Origin of the sequence: Vibrio sp. CCB-PB317 (assembly GCF_022808245.1) — a bacterium.
GTDB classification, from domain to species: Bacteria; Pseudomonadota; Gammaproteobacteria; order Enterobacterales; family Vibrionaceae; genus Vibrio; species Vibrio diabolicus.
This window is the reverse complement of the sequence record NZ_JALGNU010000002.1, coordinates 827158-849636: the sequence shown is the minus strand read 5'-3', so window position 1 is coordinate 849636 and position 22479 is coordinate 827158. Positions and strand designations below refer to the sequence as shown.

19 protein-coding genes are annotated in these 22479 nt (G+C 45.5%); 7 read left to right on the top strand and 12 right to left on the bottom strand.

Features of this window, described 5'->3' with window-relative positions; genetic code table 11:
• Nucleotides 1–171: 171 nt before the first annotated feature.
• Nucleotides 172–786 (bottom strand): glutathione S-transferase, encoded by a 615-nt coding sequence (locus tag MTR11_RS12915; protein WP_104970773.1) that lies wholly within the window; start codon nt 784–786, stop codon nt 172–174.
• Between the two features lie 145 nt (nt 787–931).
• On the opposite strand from MTR11_RS12915, the gene MTR11_RS12910 reads away from it, so the two are divergent.
• Nucleotides 932–1507 carry a TetR/AcrR family transcriptional regulator gene (locus MTR11_RS12910; RefSeq protein ID WP_047009250.1) on the top strand — a complete coding sequence of 192 codons (576 nt, stop codon included), beginning with the start codon at nt 932–934 and terminating at the stop codon, nt 1505–1507.
• Nucleotide 1508: 1 nt separating this feature from the next.
• Nucleotides 1509–1913, top strand: coding sequence for a PPC domain-containing DNA-binding protein (locus MTR11_RS12905; protein WP_054868037.1), 405 nt, complete (start codon nt 1509–1511; stop codon nt 1911–1913).
• 98 nt (nt 1914–2011) lie between these two features.
• Here MTR11_RS12905 and nirD read toward each other — a convergent pair whose 3' ends face one another.
• The 11 genes from nirD to MTR11_RS12850 all read right to left on the bottom strand — a co-directional run bounded on the left by nirD (nt 2012) and on the right by MTR11_RS12850 (nt 15385).
• Nucleotides 2012–2347 (bottom strand): nitrite reductase small subunit NirD, encoded by a 336-nt coding sequence (gene nirD, locus MTR11_RS12900; protein ID WP_124007993.1) that lies wholly within the window; start codon nt 2345–2347, stop codon nt 2012–2014.
• The gene (nirB, locus tag MTR11_RS12895) at nt 2348–4867 is read right to left on the bottom strand and encodes a nitrite reductase large subunit NirB (RefSeq protein ID WP_243327797.1); all 2520 of its coding nucleotides are present in this window, start codon (nt 4865–4867) and stop codon (nt 2348–2350) included. It lies immediately after the preceding gene.
• Between the two features lie 10 nt (nt 4868–4877).
• On the bottom strand, nt 4878–5714 hold the full coding sequence (locus MTR11_RS12890; RefSeq protein ID WP_243327796.1) for an ABC transporter ATP-binding protein: 837 nt from the start codon (nt 5712–5714) through the stop codon (nt 4878–4880).
• 11 nt (nt 5715–5725) lie between these two features.
• Nucleotides 5726–6691: an ABC transporter permease gene (locus MTR11_RS12885; RefSeq protein WP_243327795.1), complete on the bottom strand. Its 966-nt coding sequence runs from the start codon at nt 6689–6691 to the stop codon at nt 5726–5728.
• Between the two features lie 72 nt (nt 6692–6763).
• Nucleotides 6764–8128 (bottom strand): CmpA/NrtA family ABC transporter substrate-binding protein, encoded by a 1365-nt coding sequence (locus MTR11_RS12880; protein WP_243327794.1) that lies wholly within the window; start codon nt 8126–8128, stop codon nt 6764–6766.
• Nucleotides 8129–8393: 265 nt separating this feature from the next.
• Nucleotides 8394–8975, bottom strand: a complete 582-nt coding sequence (locus tag MTR11_RS12875) for an ANTAR domain-containing response regulator (RefSeq protein WP_182018475.1) — start codon at nt 8973–8975, stop codon at nt 8394–8396.
• Between the two features lie 73 nt (nt 8976–9048).
• Nucleotides 9049–9966, bottom strand: coding sequence for a dienelactone hydrolase family protein (locus MTR11_RS12870; protein WP_243327793.1), 918 nt, complete (start codon nt 9964–9966; stop codon nt 9049–9051).
• Between the two features lie 170 nt (nt 9967–10136).
• Nucleotides 10137–11090 (bottom strand): glycosyl transferase family protein, encoded by a 954-nt coding sequence (locus tag MTR11_RS12865; RefSeq protein ID WP_243327792.1) that lies wholly within the window; start codon nt 11088–11090, stop codon nt 10137–10139.
• Nucleotides 11087–11992: a uroporphyrinogen-III C-methyltransferase gene (gene cobA, locus MTR11_RS12860; protein ID WP_124008001.1), complete on the bottom strand. Its 906-nt coding sequence runs from the start codon at nt 11990–11992 to the stop codon at nt 11087–11089. Before cobA ends, MTR11_RS12865 begins: the two co-directional genes overlap by 4 nt.
• Nucleotides 11993–12012: 20 nt before the next feature.
• Entirely contained in the window at nt 12013–14658 is a 2646-nt protein-coding gene (locus MTR11_RS12855) for a nitrate reductase (RefSeq protein ID WP_243327791.1), read from the bottom strand.
• A 292-nt stretch (nt 14659–14950) separates the two neighbouring features.
• The gene (locus MTR11_RS12850; RefSeq protein ID WP_005395641.1) at nt 14951–15385 is read right to left on the bottom strand and encodes a GNAT family N-acetyltransferase; all 435 of its coding nucleotides are present in this window, start codon (nt 15383–15385) and stop codon (nt 14951–14953) included.
• Between the two features lie 381 nt (nt 15386–15766).
• On the opposite strand from MTR11_RS12850, the gene MTR11_RS12845 reads away from it, so the two are divergent.
• The 5 genes from MTR11_RS12845 (at nt 15767) to MTR11_RS12825 (ending at nt 22398) form a co-directional block, all read left to right on the top strand.
• The gene (locus tag MTR11_RS12845) at nt 15767–17023 is read left to right on the top strand and encodes an aromatic amino acid transport family protein (protein WP_243327790.1); all 1257 of its coding nucleotides are present in this window, start codon (nt 15767–15769) and stop codon (nt 17021–17023) included.
• Between the two features lie 616 nt (nt 17024–17639).
• Nucleotides 17640–19553, top strand: coding sequence for a tetratricopeptide repeat-containing diguanylate cyclase (locus MTR11_RS12840; RefSeq protein WP_243327789.1), 1914 nt, complete (start codon nt 17640–17642; stop codon nt 19551–19553).
• A gap of 7 nt (nt 19554–19560) precedes the next feature.
• On the top strand, nt 19561–19902 hold the full coding sequence (locus MTR11_RS12835) for a hypothetical protein (RefSeq protein ID WP_012842508.1): 342 nt from the start codon (nt 19561–19563) through the stop codon (nt 19900–19902).
• Nucleotides 19903–20151: 249 nt separating this feature from the next.
• The gene (locus MTR11_RS12830; RefSeq protein WP_046875333.1) at nt 20152–21930 is read left to right on the top strand and encodes a S8 family peptidase; all 1779 of its coding nucleotides are present in this window, start codon (nt 20152–20154) and stop codon (nt 21928–21930) included.
• 12 nt (nt 21931–21942) lie between these two features.
• Nucleotides 21943–22398, top strand: coding sequence for a hypothetical protein (locus tag MTR11_RS12825; RefSeq protein WP_012842506.1), 456 nt, complete (start codon nt 21943–21945; stop codon nt 22396–22398).
• Nucleotides 22399–22479: the final 81 nt, after the last annotated feature.

Genomic DNA, 22479 nt, shown 5'->3' with positions numbered 1-22479 from the left:
ACGTCTACAGACTAAGAGCGCTAGGCTCTAAAACGCATTGAAGCCCATTGAGGTTGTTTTTCCAATTATAGGCGATAGGAGACAAAATAAGAAAAAAGCTGAAGAATTTGAATATCCTTGTGAATTCGAAAGGCAATAGCAGCGAGCAATGATCTACTCGCTGCTGGTACATCAACTTAGAAATGCAGGCCGAGCTGAAACTTGCTCATACCAACGCGCAATGTTTGGTGCAGTAGTAAGCACATCGATTTCTAGGCCTTTAATTGCAAAACCAATCAAAATAAAGCCTGTAATATCGACGATAGTAAAATGGTCAGCGGCAATGAACTCGCTTTCACCAAGTCGCTTATCTAACAACGGTAAAAACTCTTGCACGCGTTGCTTGGACTCTTCGCCCCACTCTTTAACACAACGCTCTCTATCTTCATAGATAGCTGTGATGTTTCTAAATGCTTGAAAAGCGGCATATAGACCTTGAAACTCCACCACGCGATGCCACATTTCCACTTGCGCTCGCTCAAGTTGGTTTGCCCCAAACAACGCCAAATCGTTTTCAAACGCTTCATCGAGATAGCGGCAAATTGCGACGCTCTCACAAATCGTCGTGCCATCTTCAAGCTCAAGCAATGGCACTTTTCCATTGACGCTTTTTTTCTTGAAATCTTCCGCTAGATTTTCGCCGTCACGCACATTTAAAGCGATGCGTTCAACATCGCCACCAATTTCCTTTAAAAAAATGCTAACTCGCTTACAACTTGGAGTTATCGCGGTTTCGTAGAGCTTCATTTTATATCCTTTTTTCTTTTTCTAACCGATTGGTTAGGATATACTGTAGCCAGTTTATAAACGATCAGTCAAGAACTTCATTTCCCAAAAGTTGTTCAATAAGTTTAGGAGTGGTTTGAGAAAAACCGCTCAGGTAGGTACGCATATGGCAAGAAAAGCCAACTTCGATCGAGAAGAAAAACTATTAGTCGCTATGGACGTTTTTTGGCGCAAAGGTTTCGCTAATACATCCATTTCTGATCTCACCGACGAGTTGAACATCAACCGCTTCAGTCTTTACAACACCTATGGTGACAAGCAACAGCTCTACTACGAGGCGCTCGATACTTACTTGAAGAAGGTCTCGCTACCGTCACTGAATGATTTGGAAAAAGACGACGCGTCTTTACCTGAATTGGAATCGTTCCTTAAATCTTTTGCTGAGCTGCAACGCAAACGCAACTGTGGGTGTTTTATTCAAAATGCGTTGATTGAGCACGCTGGCGAAGACGATGACGTGCTGCGCAAAGGGCATTTTTTGTTTGACCATCTTATCGACATCATTGCGGATTCACTAACCAATGCGCAAAAAGAAACCTTAGTGCCGAAAACGCTGAAACCAGAAGAGCTCGCTCGTTTCGTTCTCAACAACATGCAAGGTATGCGCGTACTTGGCAAAGCCAAACGTTATGCAGACTTGGATACGGCGCTTTCCTGCTTGCTGGTTTTAATTAGGAAGTAATATGTCGATTGAAGTGATAGCAGTTCGTCTTACCAAAGGCATGGACTTAAAGCTGAGCCTAGCGAAATTGGTCGAGAAGCACGGTATCAAAGCAGGCTCTATTGCCTCATGCGTTGGCTGTGTCTCTGACCTCAATCTTCGTTTGGCAGGTGCAGAGTGTACGTTAACCAAACAAGAGCCATTTGAAATCGTCTCTGTGATGGGAACACTGACGCCTGAACATCAGCACGTTCATATCTCGGTGTCTGATCGTGATGGACGAGTCTGGGGCGGGCATTTAATGGAAGGCACGGTTATAGACACCACCGCAGAATTGATCATCCATTCTTATCCAGAACTTGAGTTTACCAGAGCGATGGACGACTCGACTGGCTATACCGAGCTACAAGTGAATTCTTGCAAATAGTCAAAAGCTCCAGAGCCACACTGTGCTGTCTCTGGAGCCTTATTCGCTTGTCTCTTACGCCAATAATTTATTCATATCGAGCAAGCTAATTTCGAGGATCATTCTTCGACTAAGTAACAAACCTGATTATCGTCGACCGTTACTTGCCACGTTTTTAGACAGTGCGCTTCGTCTTCCAAACACTGCCCGCTCTTTAGGCTGAAATGCTGTTTGTACAGTGGTGACGCAACACACATCTCACCATCAATATCGCCGACAATCCCTCGACTCATCACGTAAGCCTTGCCTATTGGGTCCCAATCTTGAACGGCGTAAACACCGCTATCAGGAATGTAGAATAACGCGACATGCTCGCCTTCAATCAACACAGTGGCACCGATGAACGGCATTAGGTCATCAAACTGACACAATTTCACTTTGGTTAAAGCTGCCATTTACACCTCCTGTTTCACCGGAATACGCTGACCGCGCACACGTTGGTACGGCAAGACTTTGCTGCCCGACGTGCTGTTCAAGAAAGGACGGAAGCGCTGCAGTTTTTGAGGATTATCCAACGTACTCTTCCACTCACACTGATAGGTATCTACGACTCGTGCCATTTGCTCATCCAATGAATCACATAGATTCAGAGAGTCATCCAAAATCACTTGTTTAAGGTAGTCTAAGCCCCCTTCCATGTTCTCCATCCACACTGACGTACGCTGCAAGCGATCTGCGGTGCTGACGTAGAACATCAATACTCGGTCAATCATGGTGATCAACTCTGATTTGGATAAGTCGGATGCAAACAAATCAGCGTGTCTTGGTCTCATGCCGCCATTACCACAAACGTATAGATTCCAGCCGTTTTCGGTGGCGATCACCCCAATGTCTTTACTTTGCGCTTCTGCACACTCGCGAGTACAGCCCGATACGGCAAACTTAAGCTTATGGGGCGCTCGCAATCCTTTGTAGCGGTTCTCTAACTCAATGGCTAATCCAACTGAATCATCAACACCATAACGACACCAAGTAGAACCCACGCACGATTTCACGGTGCGCACCGATTTACCGTAGGCGTGCCCTGTTTCAAAACCAGCATCAATTAAGGTTTGCCAGATTTCAGGAAGCTGTTCTAACTGCGCGCCAAATAAATCCACGCGCTGACCGCCAGTGATCTTGGTGTACAGATCGTATTGCTGAGCGACTTCACCAAGTACGATGAGTTTGTCTGGTGTAATTTCGCCCCCCGGAACACGAGGTACAATCGAGTAAGAGCCGTCTTTTTGCAGGTTAGCCATAAAGGCATCGTTAGAATCTTGCAGAGATTGATGCTGTGGCTCCATGATGTGTTCATTCCACAAAGAAGCAAACACAGATGCTGCTGTCGGCTTACAGATATCACACCCATGCCCTTTGCCATGCAGTGCGATTAAGGTGTCGAAGTCTTTGATCTGTTCCACTTGGCAAATATGGAACATCTCTTGGCGACTTAACTCAAAGTGCTCACAAAGGTGGTTGTTAACCTCTACCCCCATGGCTGCCAATTGCGTATCCAATACCGACTTCACCATATTGCTACAGCCACCACAGCCAGTACCGGCTTTGGTGTTGGCTTTAAGGTCCGTCAGGTTGGTTGTGCCAGCTTGAATCTCGGCAACTAAGTCACCTTTTGTGACGTTGTGACAAGAACAGATTATGGCGCTGTCTGGCATCTCTCCATCCAGCATTCCGGTATCAAACAGCAGGTTCGCCGCGTGGTCTGGCAGGACAGTTTTGTTCAAATAACACTGTAAGAGCGCATCGTAGTCGCTGTTGTCACCAACGAGAATCGCACCAAGCAATTGAGTGCCACTCGCATCAACCACCAGCTTTTTGTAGATGCCTGCAACCGCATCTTGCAATACCATTTCTTGTGCGCCTTCGGTTTGCATTTGTGCATCGCCGATAGACGCCACATCCACTCCAAGCAGCTTGAGTTTAGTGCTCATGTCTGCACCTTTAAAACCTTCGCTCGGCATCCCAGTCAAGACATCGGCGGTGGTTCTCGCCATGGTGTAACCGGGTGCGACTAAACCAAAGATCTTCTGCTCCCAAAGGGCACATTCGCCAATCGCGTAAATATTCTCATCGCTGGTTTGGCATTGGTTGTTAATCACAATGCCACCTCGCTCACCTACTTCTAGCTCAGCCAGCCTTGCCAACTCATCTTGAGGGCGAATGCCTGCGGAGAAGACTATCACATCAACTTCGAGAGGATCTTTGTCTTTAAACACCATACGATGCTTAGCCGTTTCACCATCGCAGATTCGTTCCGTACCCGTTGAGGTGTGTACTGTTAGCCCTAGCGCTTCAATCTTCTCTTTCAGCACTAAGCCAGCACCATCATCTAACTGTACGGGCATCAGACGAGGCGCAAATTCAATAACGTGAGTTTCTAGCCCCAATAGTTTGAGTGCATTTGCCGCCTCTAAACCCAATAAGCCACCGCCAATTACTGCGCCTGTTTTTGCGCCTTCACATGCTTTTTTGATTTGTGAAAGGTCATCAAGCGTACGGTAGACAAACACGTTGTCGCGGTCTTTACCTTCAATTGGCGGCACAAATGGGTAGGAACCGGTCGCGAGCACAAGTTGGTCGTAACCCAGCACATCTTCACCATCAAGCAGAATACGCTTTTGCTCTCTGTCGATGCCTGTTACTTGGCTGCCAAGTACTAGTTGGATGCCATGCATGTCGTACCATTCTTGGTTACTCAGCATCAAATCATCATAGGACTTACCCGCAAATAAAGAAGAGAGTTGTACACGGTCATACGCGATAAAACGCTCTGCACCAATAACGGTAATTCGGTGCTCCAAATGCGCGTTTTTCTGCACTAATTGCTCGACGAGGTGTTGCCCGACCATACCGTTGCCTACCACAACGATGTGGCTCAATGCGTTCTTTACTGGAATCGTTAAAGGACTGTTCATCGCTGCCTCCTTATGCCGTTTGCGCTGCGGTTTTGGGTTTGTCTTCTTTCGAAGCAGGAATCTCGACTTTGGATTGCTTCTCGTAAAGGAACTTCAGCACCGCTTGTCGACACTTCTGATACTGCACATCATCCGCCAGTGCCACACGCTCACGAGGGCGCGATAGATTCACTTCTAACACTTCACCAATTGTTGCTGCCGGTCCGTTAGTCATCATCACGATTTTGTCGGATAGCAACACCGCTTCATCCACGTCATGGGTAATCATGATGACGGTGTTGTTTAGCTCGGCTTGGATCTTCATCAATGCATCCTGTAAGTGCGCACGTGTTAACGCATCCAACGCGCCAAATGGTTCATCCATCAGCAAAACCTTTGGTTGAAGTGCCAGTGCTCTGGCGATGCCGACTCGCTGTTTCATACCGCCCGATATTTCATCCGGCTTTTTGTGCGCGGCATGCTGCATTTGAATCAACTCCAAGTAGTGATTCACTTGTTCCTGAATCCACGCTTTGCCCTTTTTGCCGGCAATTTGTTTTACTGCGAGCTCAACGTTTTGATACACGGTGAGCCAAGGCAATAATGAATGGTTTTGGAACACCACTGCGCGGTCTGGTCCCGGTCCAGCTACTTCTCGTCCATCGACGATCACGCCACCGTCTGTTGGCATGTGTAGCCCTGCGACTAAGTTCAATACCGTTGATTTACCGCAACCAGAGTGACCAATCAGCGATACAAACTCGCCTTTATTGATTTGCAAATCGACGTTCTTAAGCGCGATGAACTCACCATCTGGCGTTGGGAATCGCATCCCTAATCGCGTTAGATCTAATAATGCTTTTTCCATGATCTTTTCCCTTATCTCAACGCTTGTTGTTTATTCCAAGAAAGCCACTTTTGAAGTTGCAGCATGCCTCTATCGAGCATCAAACCGATAAAGCCAATGGTGATGACCGCCACCATGATACGCCCCAGTGATACTGAACTGCCGTTCTGGAACTCATCCCAAACAAACTTGCCTAACCCTGGGTTCTGCGCGAGCATTTCTGCCGCAATCAATACCATCCAAGCGATACCTAAAGAGAGACGTAAACCTGTGAAGATCATTGGAATGGCAGAAGGTAAAACGATGGTGCGTATGTGCTGCCACCACGAAAGTTGGAGCACTTTGCTCACGTTGATTAAGTCTTTATCAACGCTTGTTACACCCACAGCAGTGTTAATCAGCGTCGGCCATAAGCTACACAGCGCCACTGTGATCAGAGAGTTAATGAACGACTTAGCAAACATCGGGTCATCACTCACATAAGTGGCACTCACCACCATGGTAACGATGGGTAGCCAAGCTAAAGGTGATACGGGCTTGAGCAATTGAATGATTGGGTTAAAGGCTTGATACAGCCCTTGATTAAGACCAAGCACGATGCCAAGTGGAATCGCGATAACCGTCGCCAGCAAAAAGCCCGCTGTCACAGTCACTAAGCTCGTCACAATTTGGTCGAAGAACGTAGGCTTACCTGTGTAAGGACGAATCTTCACTTCGGCGTCCGGATTCTTGGCTAACTTCGCAGCATTGCGCTTTTCCTGACGCTCGATAAACGCTTGTTCCTTCTCTCGCTCTTGCCAATGATCATCGACAAGGTTGCTGAACTGCTGAAAAGTTTGCACTGGTCCCGGTAGCGTACCTAATGAGGTTTGCACTTCTCTCGCCGCTAAGTGCCACATTGCCAAAAAGATCAGCAAACCAATGACGGGTAAAAGCACCAACCGACTTCGGTTCACTACCTGCTTAGCAGGAAAAAGGGAAATGACGTTACTAGACATACTCACTCCTAAGAAATTTACATCCTTGTTGCCACAAGCGAATCCCCTCGCCTGTGGCGTTTATCGTTATGGTTAAACCTTGTCTTTTCCTTTAAGCCCGATAGAGAACTTCTCTAGATATTTATTTGGCTCACGACCGTCATAAACGATGTTGTCGATAAAGTGTGTTTGTGGCGCACGGAAACCATCTTCAGCACTGAAATCTGGGAAGTCTTTTTTGCTCAACACACCATCTTCAATTAGCGCTTGAGCTGCTTGTTGGTAGATATCTGGACGGTAAACCTCTTTTGCCACATCCATGTACCAATCATCGGATTTCTCGCTTGAGATCTGTCCCCAGCGACGCATTTGGGTCAGGTACCAAATCGCATCGCTGTAATACGGATAAGTGGCGTTATGACGGAAGAACACGTTGAAGTCTGGCACGTCGCGTTTATCACCTTTCTCGTATTCAAATGTGCCGGTCATTGAGTTAGCGATAACTTCGGCATCGGCTCCCACATACTCGCTTTTTGATAGCATCTTCACTGCTTCTTGGCGGTTGGCATTGTCGTTTTCATCCAACCAATGTGCAGCTCGAATCAAGGCTTTCACTACGCGAATGTGCGTGTTTGGATACTTCTCAGCCCAAGCTTTGGAAACACCAAATACTTTCTCTGGGTTGTTCTTCCAGATTTCGTAGTCGGTCACGACGGGCGTACCAATGCCTTTGAATACGGCTTGTTGGTTCCATGGTTCGCCTACGCAGTACCCTTTGATCGTGCCCGCTTCCATTGTCGCTGGCATTTGTGGTGGCGGTGTAACACTCAAAAGAACGTCAGCATCCAACTGGCCACTGTTGTCACCGGATTCTGGTGCATAAAAGCCTGGATGAATCCCACCTGCCGCTAACCAGTATCGCAACTCGTAGTTGTGCGTCGATACAGGGAACACCATGCCCATGTTGAACGGGTTGCCTTTATCCAGATATCTGTCGACAACTGGTTTTAAGGCATCTGCTTTGATTGGGTGAACAGGCTTGCCATCTGGTTGTTTTGGAATGTACTGCTTCATCTGCTCCCAAGTATCATTGGAAACCGTGATTGCGTTACCGTTCAAATCCATACTGAACGCGGTAATCACTTCTGCTTTTGTGCCGACACCAATCGTCGCGCCCAATGGTTGACCAGCAAGCATGTGAGCGCCAGCAAGCTCACCATCGATGACTCGGTCTAAGAGCACCTTCCAGTTTGCTTGCGCTTCTAAAGTGACGTACAAGCCTTCGTCTTCAAAAAAGCCTTTCTCATAAGCAACCGCCAGCGGTGCCATATCGGTTAACTTAATAAAACCAAACTTCAGGTCTTCAATTTCTGGCTCACCCAACTCTGCCTTTACGCTGACCGTGGTGAATACCGATAACGAAATTGCTGACACTTTCAGCATCGAACTCCATTTCATTGGTTTGCTCCCATAAAAAAAGCGCCACTACTCCGAAGAGCAGTAGCGCCGTTGCTAAGTCTACAATTACCGCCGTTGATAATTGAGATAAGCGATTCAACAATAAACCCGTTTTAACTAATCCAAGTACTGTGCCAACTTATTTTCTACTTTAAATACAGCACATTAGAGTCTACCCTCGTAACCAAGCAACTGTTTTTGCTTGCTGTTAGTGCAACACGCACCACGGTAGAATTTCTGCCATAACCCCAAAGTAGTAGAGAAGTTAATCCATTAACTGCAATGCCGTAATCAGATTCTTCGCCACTTGTGAGAGCGTTTGGCTCGATTGCATGGCTGAATTTCTAAGCGCTTTATAAGCCTGATCTTCATCAACACTGTGCATCTTCATCAGCAGACCTTTGGCTTTTTCCACCAGCTTGCGCTCTTCAATCTTATGGGTCAGCGATTCAATTTCCGATTGCATACTTTCGAATTTCGCTCTCACTAATGTCGCATGTTCAATCCAGGGTTGAAGTGCAAACTCACTATCATGTGGCATGAGAACATAATCCATTTTTTCTGATAACCGATTGATATCATTGGATGATAGTTGCTTCAGCACGATAAGGAGTGGTGCCGATTTTCTGCGACAGAAATCGACAATCAAACGCAGTTCCGCCGTCGGCTGCTGCCATCCAACAACAACGCGTGCCGATGGTTCTCGCTGCATCAAAGTTTCTAGTTGTGCCAATTGGCAGCCAACGATGTTGTCGTAATCTTTGCTCAACAAGCCGGACAGTCGAGCCTGCTCTTGAAGGCTATCACAGCACACTATGATGGGTGTTTTTGACGTTGATCGAGTCATGCACATTCCTTGTTTATATCTCACTCACTAAGAGAGACATAACAAGGACTGTGCCAATTAAAGTTGAAGCGTTTTAACTAGAGGCGAGATGTTCTTTGAAGAAACCTAGTGTGCGTTCCCACGCGAGCGCCGCTTCTTCTGGTGCGTAGCGAGCCGTTGAGTCGTTATGGAAGCCATGGTTGACGTTTTCATACATTAACGCCTGATATTGCGCATCGTTCGCGATCAATTGCTGCTCATAGGCAGGCCATGTGTCGTTGACGCGCTTATCGAGCCCTGCGAAGTGAATCATCAACGGCCCTTTGACCTGCTTTTGAATCTCTTGCGCCGCTGGTGTTCCGTAGAAAGGCACACCTGCATCCAGCTCTTCTGGCATTACCGCTGCAAGCATATTGACGATGTATCCACCGAAGCAGAACCCAACTGCGCCCAATTTACCGTTCCCACCCTCGTAGTGTTTAATGAAATTAGCAGCAGCAGTAAAATCTTGTTCGATCTTGGCTCTGTCCATCTCTTTCTGCATGGCGCGACCTTCATCGTCGTTCCCCGGATAGCCACCGAGTGGATAAAGCGCGTCAGGAGCGAAAGCAATAAAGCCGTCTTTCGCGAGTCTTCTGGCGACATCTTTGATGTATGGGTTTAGACCTCGATTTTCATGAATCACCAACACTGTCGGCGATTTTAAGGTCTTCTTTTGTGGCACAACCAAATAGCCGCGACCTTCCCCATGTCCATTGGGCGAAGCAAAGGTTTCATAGGTTGCTTTGATCTCAGGATCATTAAAGGAAACTTGCTCTGCGAGTGCATAATTTGGAGTCAGAGCATCAACCAGGGCCGTCATACTAAAACCTAAAACAGCGAGGCCACCAAGACGGTTGAGAAACTCTCGACGAGAGATTTTGCCATGTGCGTATTCGTCATACCAATCGAAAGCTTCTTGTGGAATGGGATGTGACGCCTTGTTGTTAGAATTTGAGTGCTTTAGAACCATTATCCTTGTCCTCATTTCTTATCGAAAAGTAAACTCATCAGGCCTCACTGATGTTTGCCCCAATCAGCTGTGAGACACTTCAAGTGATAAATACATCACTGACAAGCTTACACAAACAATAGATAAAGGATTCCGATCCAACAACGTTTCGCGGTTAGCTCGTCACAGGATTAACTGCCACAACAATAGTTTTCCCAATAAGTAAACGCATGTTCAAAGGCCTGTTCCCTATCGTGCACTTGAGCAAAGAGTACAACTGTCATCGTTGCCAAAACCGTATTCGCCATTTGGTTCATGTCATCTTCTGACGTCCCAAACGGACAGTTCGTAGGCATTGGCACCTCAGACAGCATTTGCTCCGTCCAGTAGTGCGATGTCACGCCGCTTGTTTGGCTTAACCATACCGTTTGGCTTACTTTCGGGTTGTATTCTGATTCGCCCGATTGCCCTTTGAATGACACAACGGCGTGAGCGGTTTGACCGATTTCATATTCGACTTCTGCATGAAGTTGTTGGAAACCAGGATGGAAGCTACCACGAATACCAACCGTTGCTTGCCCCGGATTCAATGCTCGAACCACGGTATTAATCGGCGTTCTAAGCCCATAACGATTCTTCCAACCGATCATGGTTTCTGCTTGAGGAGCAAATGCACTGAGCGGTAGATACACGATGTTTTGTGTTTCTAACACACGCTTTGCGTCTTCTGCTGATTCCGCTTTCGTAATAGCAAATTTGCCGAGGTAATCTTCGGCGTGTAAACGTCCAGATTGACGGTCGTGATAGCCATGCATCAGCACTTTATGACCATTATCGGCAAGGATCTTCGCTGCCAACAGGTGCCAAGGCTGACCTGCCGCTTCACGTTTGCCTGCGTAACATGGCCAGTCGATGTCTGCACCAATAGCAGGCATGCGGGATTGGAATGCTTTTACAAAGCCAGCGATTTCTTGTTGAGTCTCGTTTTGTACGCGGATCAGCATCAGCAGCATTGCCATTTGATCATCATCGCACTCTCCGTTTAGGTATTCATCCATAACTCGAAACGCTTGATCAAAGTTCAGTGGTTTTCTACCACGTTCGCCACGACCGACTGTTCTGATACATTCCAAAATGCTGCTCATATTCCCTCGTATTCCGTCACTGACTGTACGGTTTCTATTAGTTGTTCGCGCAGTTTGACAACTTCTCCCATCACAATCAATGCTGGGCTGATGCCTTTAAGTGTAATCGATAACTCATTGAGCTGATTGAGTTGGGTCACATGAACTTGCTGCTGAGGGCTGCAACCATGAGTGATGACCGCAACAGGGAAATCTTGGTTCAAACCAGCGCCGACTAAACCGATTTGTATGTCTGCCGATTTTTCTAATCCCATGTAGAACACCAATGTTTGTCCGCTTTGCATCAGTTGGCTCCACGCTTCAAATGCGCCTGTTACCACTTGCCCTGTAACAAAGGTAACGCTGCGAGCAACGCCACGATGAGTCAGCGGAATCAAGCTGTTTGCTGAACATCCAATCGCAGCAGTAATACCGGGGATGACTTCGTAAGCGATAGAGTGTTTGACGAGTGCTAATGCTTCTTCGCCTCCACGACCAAATACAAAAGGATCTCCCCCTTTTAAGCGCACAACTCGCTTTCCTTGTAGAGCGAGCGACACCAACAAATTACAGATTTCTTCCTGACCAATACTAGGTTGTCCGCATCGTTTGCCCACGTAAATCCAATCGGCTTGTGGCGAAGCCAACTCCAAAATATCTTTGTTAACCAAACGGTCGTATAGCAATACCTCTGCCGATATAATCGCTTTCACTGCCTTCACGGTTAACAAGTCTGGATCGTGCGGTCCTGCTCCGACAATCGAGACAAAACCTTTGTGGTTCGCATCTAGATCTGCGGAGTGATTTTCTAGAAGTTGGTTCAGTTTGCTTGCTTGGTCATGCTTAGAAAAGCGAGACGAGCGTTCTTGATTCTGACTCGCTTGTCCTTTCTTAAACCAAGACTTTTGATAAGGCGCTTCCATGTGCTTATCCTCTTTATGATTTACTTTATTTGCATCGCCAGACTTTGCTGGCTCGCTTGCTGTTTGCCCTTTTGATGCTGAAGTCTGTCGACCATTTGTTTGATTTGAGAAACGCACGAACCACAGTTAGTACCGCATTTGAGTTTGTTTTGAAGCTGGGTCAGTGACGTGCAATCTTGTTTCTCCATCGCGTCATGTATTTGTTTATCGGTGACACGGAAACAACTACAAACCAGTTTGGCACTGCTTTGCGATTGAGTGATGGTAAGCAGTTGCGATAGCTCCATCGGCTTACCAATCAAGCCTGTAAAGTTGGTGTAGTCGGTTTGAATCGGCTCACTAGACACCACCAAAACAGAACGAATGATACGAACGTCTCCAACAAGATCGTAATCTACCGCTAACCAACCTTGGGCAATATCAATCGTGATCCTGCGACTCTTTTCGGTTCGACAAAAACTCTGCTTCTTTGGTCGTTTATCGTGTGCGAAGCGCCAGATGCCCAAATTACTTTCTGCCTGAAATGCGCTGTAGAGAAACTTGCCGGAATCAAACTGTGTCCCGATGAACATACCGTAGGTTTTTACCGCTGCGTCTTGCACTTCAACATAAGACGACTTAAACGCAGGTTGCCCAGAAATAGGGTCTTTTGCGCTGTTTATTATCGCGTTAACACTGCTTTCACCCCCATATCGGCCCGCCCAGTGCATTGACATAAACAGCTCCTGAAAACCCAAACCTTCATCAATGGCCACTTTGGCATAAATACTGGTGTTTGAAGTAGGCTGGAACAGCTTGGTGAGTTGTCCTGCTTTTAAGCGATTTTGAGTGGCGGAGAGTGTGTTCATGTACACGGTTGGCTCTAACTCAGAGGCGGCAAGGTGTGCGATATGCCCTGTACGCGTCATGGTATGCCATTGGTCGCGTTGTCTACCCGTATTGAGCCACCAGCCTTTTGCTCTCTCTAAGCGTTGAGGCAATTCACTGGTCACGACAAAACGCGCTTTACCATCTGGGTGCGAATAGATTCCATCAGCAAAAGGGCGCTCTCCTCCCCATTGTGTCGGCACCCACTCTTCGTATTCTTGCTCGGTTAAGTTCGCGTGTTGAGACAGGTCGAGCTTCAATGGCGAATCTGCATTCATACCTGTCATCGCCGCATATTCCCTGAATACCGCCCGCTCAGAAGTAAACGCAAAGCCATTTTGTGTCTTTTCCAATGTACACAAAGCTTGCCCGACTTGGCTTATCGCCCACCAATCTGGTTTTGCTTCACCAGGTGGTACTTGAAACTGACGTTGACGAGACATTCTACGTTCAGAGTTAGTCACCATGCCTTGCTTTTCACCCCAACCAGCCGCTGGCAATAAAACATCTGCATATTTAGCAACGTCCGACTCCGCAGTAATATCAGACACAATCACAAAAGGACAAGCCTCTAACGCGCGCTTAACCATCTGATTATCAGGCAAAGAAACCACGGGATTGGTTGCCATGATCCACAGAACTTTAATCTCACCACGTTCTACCGCCTCAAACAGTTCAACGGCTTTTAAACCGGGCTGAGTGGCAATTTCGGGTGAATCCCAAAACGCCTGCACTTGCTTGATAGACTCTGCGTCAAAAGCACGATGAACCGCTAACTGGTTGGCCAATCCACCAACTTCTCGCCCACCCATCGCATTCGGCTGACCTGTAATAGAAAACGGCCCACAACCTGACTTGGCAATTTTACCTGACGCCAAATGGGCATTAATAATGGCATTGCCTTTATCGACACCATTTTCGGCTTGGTTAACCCCTTGGCAAAACAACGTGATTGCGGTTGGGCTTTGTGCAAACCATTGGAAGAATGTCGTGAGTTTTTCTTCTGAAATCCCAATGGAAGAGGTTAGATTAGTGACATCGTAACGCAAATCAGAAACTTCTTCTGCAAGCGCATCAAACCCGTCGGTATGGGAATTTATGTATTCAGAATCAATACATTGCTGCTCGATAAGAAACTTGAGCAGCCCATTAAAAAGTGACACATCCCCATCGTTTTTAATCGGTAGATGCAAATCCGCTTGCTGCGCGGTGACCGTTTCACGCGGGTCAATAACCACTAATTTAAGGTTTGGATTATTCTCTCGCGTTTGCTGAACACGACGGAATAACACGGGATGCGTCCAAGCGGTATTCGCACCGCAGATGATCAACAGCTCGGTATTATCAATGTCGTCGTAATTGACAGGAACCACATCTTCGCCAAATGCGCGTACGTGAGCAGCAACCGCCGAAGACATGCATAAACGGGAATTGGTATCGATGTTCGCGCTACCCACGTAACCTTTCATGAGTTTGTTCGCGACGTAGTAATCTTCAGTAAGCAACTGCCCTGAAACATACATCGCGACAGAATCTGGTCCAAACTCCGCTTTCGCTTGATGGATCTCTTGTGCAATTAAGTCTGTGACCGACTGCCATGACACTTCTTTTTCCCTTAGCTTGGGGTAGAGCAACCTTGAAGGCATTTTTAAGCTTTCTGCTAATGCGACACCCTTTACACACAGTGAACCGGAATTGGCCGGATGAAGCGCATCTCCAATAATCTTGTTATTGCTGATTTCAATTCCGCAGCCTACTCCGCAATACGGACAAGTTGTCTTTCTACACCCTTGTGACATAACGCCTCCTGCGCGACTAATCCTAAATTACAGGCAAAAAAAAGCCTCTCCCGAATCGAGAGAGGCAGCAATGCCTTTAACGCTGTTAGTACATTTTCAAAAGTAATACCCTATCCCGCTCTCGCCTGCTATAGAGAGCGGTGCATCGAGTTAACGATGAACATTTATCTCAAAGCAAACGAGGTGCCAAGATTGAAAATCTTTAATTTACAAAACGTTAGAACGTAAAAAACTATTGCAAAGTAATACCGCGCACTGATTGAGTGCAAGTTTCGTTCATTATCGTGCAGGGTTACTTTACTAATTCCATGACCAATCTAGACTCTTCGTCACCGAAATAATGCGCTTCTTCTTTTAATACTTTGAAGCCAAGGGAGAGGTACAAAGACAATGCAGGCTGATTATTCGGATCGACCGTCAACTTCACACTTGAGCCCAACTTCAACGGCGCGATGGCACTTTCAATCAGAGAACGCGCAATACCCTTACCACGATGTTGAGTATCGACAGCCAGTGACATGATCCAATATTGCTGCGCATTTGTGCTTGTCGTCAGCAAAATATACCCTGCGACTTGCTCCCCCTCTTTCGCCACTAGTAAGCTTTCCCCCCAACAATCAAAAGCTTGTCGAAAGAAAAATTGAGGATAGGCATGTTCTCCAAATAAAGTATTTTCAAGCGTATACACAGCCAATAAGTCGTCTTTATGTGCAGACAGAATGTCCATTCAATAATTCCTCCTTTAACATTTGTGGCGGCAGTATATACCTAAAACTCATCTAAATGCAGGACTCATAGACCTGACACTTGCTAACTCTCCAATATGCACCATGGCACATTAAGTAAGAGCACGCTTCTTTAGCATATACATCCATGATTAAGTTTTAACCACAAAATCAAAAACCATCCATCAGTAAAAATTTGAAATATAACACCAATTTATTACTTAATTTTTAGATTAAAACTCTAGTTTTTAAAAAAATTCATAGTTTGATAAGTTACAACCACCCCTTATATTCAGCATGATTCACCACACTTCCGATGTGATAACAAACACCAAAACCTATACCATTCTCCGCATTATTATTTTTATAAAAGCGAGTTTTAAGTGAAAGAATCTCGAAATGCGTTAAATTCCAGTGAATTAAACACAACAACATCTTGGTCAAAACACGACACACATTGGGTCCTTAGTCTGTTTGGAACAGCCGTTGGTGCAGGCATTCTATTTCTGCCGATCAACCTTGGTATTGGCGGGTTTTGGCCGTTAGTCGCAATGGCTGTGCTTGCTTTCCCAATGACTTATCTTGCCCACCGTGGTTTAGCTCGCTTTGTACTGTCTTCCAAGATCAAAAATGCAGACTTTACTGATGTAGTGGAAGAGCACTTTGGCGCAAAAGCGGGTCGCTCTATTTCACTGCTGTATTTTCTTTCGATCTTCCCGATCCTGTTAATTTACGGTGTCGGTATTACCAATACCGTAGACAGTTTTATGGTTAACCAAGCTGATATGGCTTCTTTGCCTCGCCCTCTGCTTTCAGGTGTACTAGTGTTTGCATTAATTGCCATTATGATGGCGGGCGAAAAAGTCATGCTACGGGCTTTTGCCATTATGGTTTACCCATTAGTGGCTATTCTTGCCTTTCTTTCATTTTACTTGATACCAAACTGGACCATGCCAATCATGGACGCCCCTGAAGCGTCTGCTTTTGCTAGCACTATGTGGTTAGCGGTTCCTGTGGTTATTTTCTCGTTTAGTCACGCAGCTGCGATTTCAAGCTTTGCAAATGTGCAACGTCGCCATTATGGCGATCAAGCGGATGCGAAATCCGAAGTAATTCTTCGACGCACTAGCATCATGTTAATTGCGTTTGTGCTTATTTTTGTCTTTTCGTGTGTATTAGCGCTGTCACCAGAGCAATTGGCTCAAGCTAAAGAACAAAACGTGTCGGTGCTGTCTTATTTAACCAATGCAACAGACAACCCATTTATCGCAACGCTTGGTCCTTTGGTGGCTTTTGTTGCTATCACTTCCTCTTTTCTTGGGCACTTTTTAGGTGCACGCGAAAGCTTAAATGGTTTAATTACTAAACACTCTAAACTGTCTGAAAAGCGAGTTGATCGTATCAGCGTTGCAGTACTTTTCTTTTCAATCTGGGCAGCAGCGATCATGAACCCAAGCATTCTTGGTATGATGGAAGCGTTGTCAGGGCCTGTTATCGCGATGATCTTATTTATTATGCCAATGTTAGCGGTATACAAAATCGATGCATTGAAACAATATCGTGGAAATGGCTCAACTTACTTTGTTTTAACTGCGGGCATTGTAGCGGTAAGTGCATTGATTTTTAGCTTCTTCAGCTAAAAAGTAGTTATTAGGTTGGATTTTCAGGGGAATACCTTATACGAGATTAAGGTGATTCCCTGAATTTTCTTACTCTTAAGCGGGTAACCATCGTTACCATTGACTCTTAAATAAGAGCAAAAACGCCCGCAATCATAAGTACTGAAGCGATACAAGTGCGGCCAATAATACCGAAGTGTGAAGGTTGAATCATTTCATTATGCATAGTTAATCTCCTGTTTATTATAAAAGCCATTTTTTATTGGCTTAATAACACTATGTCTAATATCGAGTTTTTTAACAACCCATACAAACATTAAATATTTATGACAGAAAGATAATTTTTTAGCGAACCAGCCATCTTTCGAGATGCGAATCGCACCGACTAAATGATGAAACTTACACCACTAACAATGTTCGACACACTAGATTCGTCGTACTGTTTATCTTGTCGTTAAATCAATCTTTCCACTTTTGAACAGATTTATCATTATAAATCATAATATTAGCCTCACCTTTCGCGAAACTTTCTTCACAAGCCGTTTGTAACTCGGAATCCATCCGCACTTAGCCAATAAGAAGTGATAGACTTACCTAGTATTAGGGTTAAACGAGATCACATTTTATTAATAAGCTCATGCACTTTCCGATTAAAACGCTAACTTGCGCGCTGTTCTCAGTACTTGGATTCTTCTTCCATCCAACCCATGTACTTGCCAACACAGAAAAACAGAGCTACCTGGAAGAACACATTTCTCCTCAAAGCAGCTCCATGCTCAATCTCTATTTTCGTTCAATGGGTAAGCCGCGCTCAATTGAAGAAGATGAATTAGTTGCGCCACAGAATGCGTCAGCGGAATCTCTTGCGCTTTATTACTTTGCGCGCCTATACCTAAAGCGCTACGAAGGCGTTCCGCTGCCCAAAGATATGCCTGATTTAATTGAGTTTGGGACAGAGCATCATTTACCGTGGGTAGTCGCTGAAGCACAGCTTAATAAAGCGGTAACCATGATTGAACTAGACGACAATTGGAATGCAGAACTTGTACTCCATGACATCATCGCTGAAGCCCGCGATCTCGGCTATTTAGCGCTAGAAGGAAGAGCATATCGCTGGCTAGGGAACTTAGAGGTTTCACGGAATCAACTACGTAGCGGACTCAAGTATTACCGGACCGCCTATGAGTTGTTAGAGAGAACCGTATTTGAAATGCAAGTTGCCATGACGCTGAATAACATCGGTACCGTCTATATCGATGCATCCGATTGGGCTCGCGCCAGTAGCTACCTTACGCAAGCACTCGATACCTATTTAAACAGCGAATATCAATATGACAACAGCCTTTTCATTGGGGTTATCTACGCAAACTTAAGTATTGTTCACTTAAGCAGTGGAGATAGCGAAAAGGCAGAATACTATTTTAATGAAGCAATCCGACTCTCAATGCAAACGGGGTCAGACGTCATCAAACACTATTCATTATCCAGCTTCTCACAAATGTTAAGTTCGATAGGGAAAATTGATGAAGCGTTGATGGTTGCACAACGTTGCGTAGCTCTCCCTATCACGGGAAACGTAGAGGCGAAGAAAATGCCTTGTTATGAAGCATATGCAGAAGCATACCTCGCAGATGAACAATACGATAAAGCTATTTCGACAGCTATCAACGTACTTGAGCAAACTAAATCAACCGATGAGCTAGAAATACGACAGCGCATTGATATGCTGTCGGTCCTAGTAAACGCGAATCAAACCCTTAATAATTTTGAAGCGGCTTTTCGTTACTTAACTCAATTAAGAGAGCTAGAAGCTGAATTTTCTCATCATATTCACGGCGAAGAGATGATTAACATTAAGTTTGACCTCGAAGCTAAGTTAGCCCAGAAAGAACTCAAGCTACTAGAAACGAAAAATGCGTTGCAAGCTTCAGAGCTGCGTTCACAACGCTATAGAGAAATGTTCTACTTTATCGCTATCGCAGCGATTGGTGTCGTTGGCTTTCGTTACGTACTACGCGTTAGGCGTATTAATAAAGCACTCACTCAAGAAAATACTACCGATCCATTAACTCAATTGCACAACCGTCGCTACCTTCCCATTTGGCTGGATAAAATGGCTCGTAGAAGCCCAGATAGAACGTTTGCCTTAGCCGTATTAGATATCGATCATTTTAAAACGTTTAACGATGAATATGGGCATGATATTGGCGACAAGATGTTAATTCATATTGCCAGGTTATTTAATGAATCGACTCGCTCTGGGGACCTACTCATCCGTTGGGGTGGAGAGGAGTTTGTCTTATTATTTGAAGTAAACAGAACTGAAGATTGCGCTAAATTCTTGGAGCGATTGAGATATATCGTGGAAAACACGCCACTAGTGGTTGACTCTAAGTCATTAAACGCGACAATTTCTCTCGGGGCTGTCGACAGACTGTCCGTAAAAACTATTCAACAAGAATGGGATCAATGGTTTTTCTTCGCAGATCAAGCTTTGTATGACGCAAAGCAAGCAGGAAGAAATCGCTTCGTTATTCACCCGACGTCATAAGAGCAAAATGAAAAAAATCCTAACCATCGCTATTTTTGCGCCTGCACTTCTCACTGCGTGTAGTAACCATCAAGCCTCTCAACTGGGAATGCGCAGCAGCAGTGTTAACGTATATGCCCAGCAAATGAGTAACACTCAGTTGTGCGAGACCCTCTACTACAACCGTGCAACCAACCAAACCAAAGTTGCGATTGGCGCTGAGTTTAACCGACGTGGTTTAAACAAGAAGTGGTGTGATAGTGAGTTCAATAAGCTATACATCAAAAAGTGGATTGATAACGTGTTACCCAAAGAAAAGGCCAAACCGAAGAAACCAATGGCGACAATTCAACCAGCTTCAACTAAATAATCCTTCCTCTCAAAGCAGACAGTACGACCGTATTTTCTGCTTTTTACTTTTCATGCATGCGCTATTCGACATTAAAAAACCCTATAATTTCAGTGAATTAACACTGACTCATGTTGTTCGTCGAACTTTTGACGTAAACAAGTTGTAAATGGTTTTCGTCCTTATTCTTTGTCGTTAGCTTTGTTTATTCCTGTTAGAGGAATATGAAACAGGAGCTAAAAAATTCCAAACAAAGACATGAGGTCAAAAATGGAAATACGCATTAACCGCCTATTTGCTGCTATGTTGGCAGTAGGCATTGCACCTGCCGTCTCGGCGTTTGATCCACTCTATTCTGAACAATGGCACTTAGACAACACAGGGCAAACTGCTTTTGCAGCTAACCCAGCTGTTGCTGGGAACGACCTAAACACCAAGCTCACTCAAGCAATGGGTATTGCGGGTATTGGTGTAAAAGTCGCGGTCATTGATTCTGGAGTGCAGATCGATCACCCAGATCTTGCAGGTAATATAGTTACAGGTAGCAGAAACTTCGTCGAAGACTCTTCTTTCCCATTAAGTTATCCGGTTGATACCAATGGTCACGGCACTGCTGTCGCCGGTTTGATCAGCGCAGTCGGCAACAATGGTGAAGGTGGACGCGGTGTTGCTTCTCACTCTTCTCTTATTGGTTTTAACTGGTTAGCCAACCAGACATTAGAAGGCTGGCTAATCTCTCACGGCATGGATCCAGCCACACGCGATGTTCGTGTATTTAACCAAAGCTACGGTTTCAGCCCGATCAACCCAATAACTTTTGATGAAAGCGATCCTCAACTTAAACTTGAAATGGACGTGATAAAAAATGTCAGCGAGAGTAACTCATGGGGACGCGGTGCTGTATTTGTTAAGTCAGCAGGCAATGGTTATCGCTATTTCAATGCGGGAAGATTCTTCGTATTACCAAGTAACTTCTTTGCTGGTGGAGACAACCAAGGCTTGCCGATGCACAACTCCGCTCAGTCTTATGACAACGCCAACTATTTTAATTTAATCACCAGTGCACTACGTGCGGATGGCACGCGAGCGAGTTACTCATCGGTGGGCTCTAACGTGTGGGTTGCCGCACCAGCAGGTGAATATGGGCAAGACTTCCCTGCCATGGTCACCACCGATTTGATGGGTTGTGAAGAAGGGCAAAATACCAGCGACGGACTTGGTATCAATGGCTTACACGGCGGAACGGAGCTAGACCCGAACTGTAACTATACCAGTACAATGAACGGAACCTCGTCTGCTGCGCCAAACACGTCCGGTGCCATCGCGGCAATCATGTCCACGAATCATGCACTTTCTGCTCGTGATGTACGTGCTTTGCTAGCAGAGACAGCAAAAGTAACGGATAAAACGCATCCAGGCGTACAACTTGAATTTACTAACCACAAAGGTGAACAGGTTAGCTACGAGGCCATTTCTCCTTGGCAGAAAAACGCTGCAGGCGTAGATTTCCATACTTTTTATGGCTTCGGCGCTGTCGATTTGGATGAAGCAATGCAACGTGCTCGCATGACGAATCGTGTTTTACCGCCTCAAGTTATTACGCCTTGGGTTAATAATGCTAAAGAAGTCAGTGTACCCGATGCGAGTCTGGCTGGCGGTTCATCAAGTATCGCTATTGCCGATGATCTGAAGGTAGAATCCGTTCAAGTGAAATTGACATTAGACCACTCTCGCCTGCCCGACTTAGCTATCGAGCTCGTTTCGCCATCAGGGACTCGTTCCGTTTTGCAAACACCACGTAATGGTCTTGTTGGTCAATCTCTTGACCCAACGATTACTGGCTACAAAGACCAATTAATGTTGTCTAACCAGTTCTATGGCGAAGATGCAAAAGGCGAATGGACATTACGAGCAATCGATACGAATGGCGACGAAGTCTTTTCTTACATTGCATATTTTAACTCTTCAACCATCTATGATGTTCCGATGGCAAACAACACTCAGCCAGGTGTTATTAAGAACTGGTCGATGCGCATCTTTGGACACTAAGGAGTCAATTACATGAAATACATATCATTTTCTATGCTGGCTCTTTCTATGATGACGGCTAGCGCATACGCTGAGCAACAACTCTCTCAACAACCCGCACCTGAACTGTTCGTGCCTTCAGAAGCGGTTGAGATTAATGGCCAAGATTATCGCAAGGTGCAAACGGGTACAGCTAGGAGCCTATCCGAAGAAGTAAAGCTTCAAGCCGGTGATGAAGTGTTTAAGAATGCATTTAGCAATGTATCCAAGGCCACTGGACTGGTTTACATCACGGTAAACAACCCTAACGAAGCGAAAGCGGTCGCCAAAGAGCTAAAGCTGGAAGTTGTCTTCGCAGAGGGAGAATCTGCGGTGTTAAAAGCATCTCAAGATCAAGATCTACTGAGCATTAGCGACTATCTAAACGCAGACAGCCGGGTAAAAGCGTCTAAAATTGAACTAAACAGCGGTAAGTACCGTGCACAATAATTCTCTAGCAAGAGAAGTTGGCTGATAAAACCATGCCTCGGCAATTGCTGAGGCATTTTTATAGGTGGGTATAGAAACCCT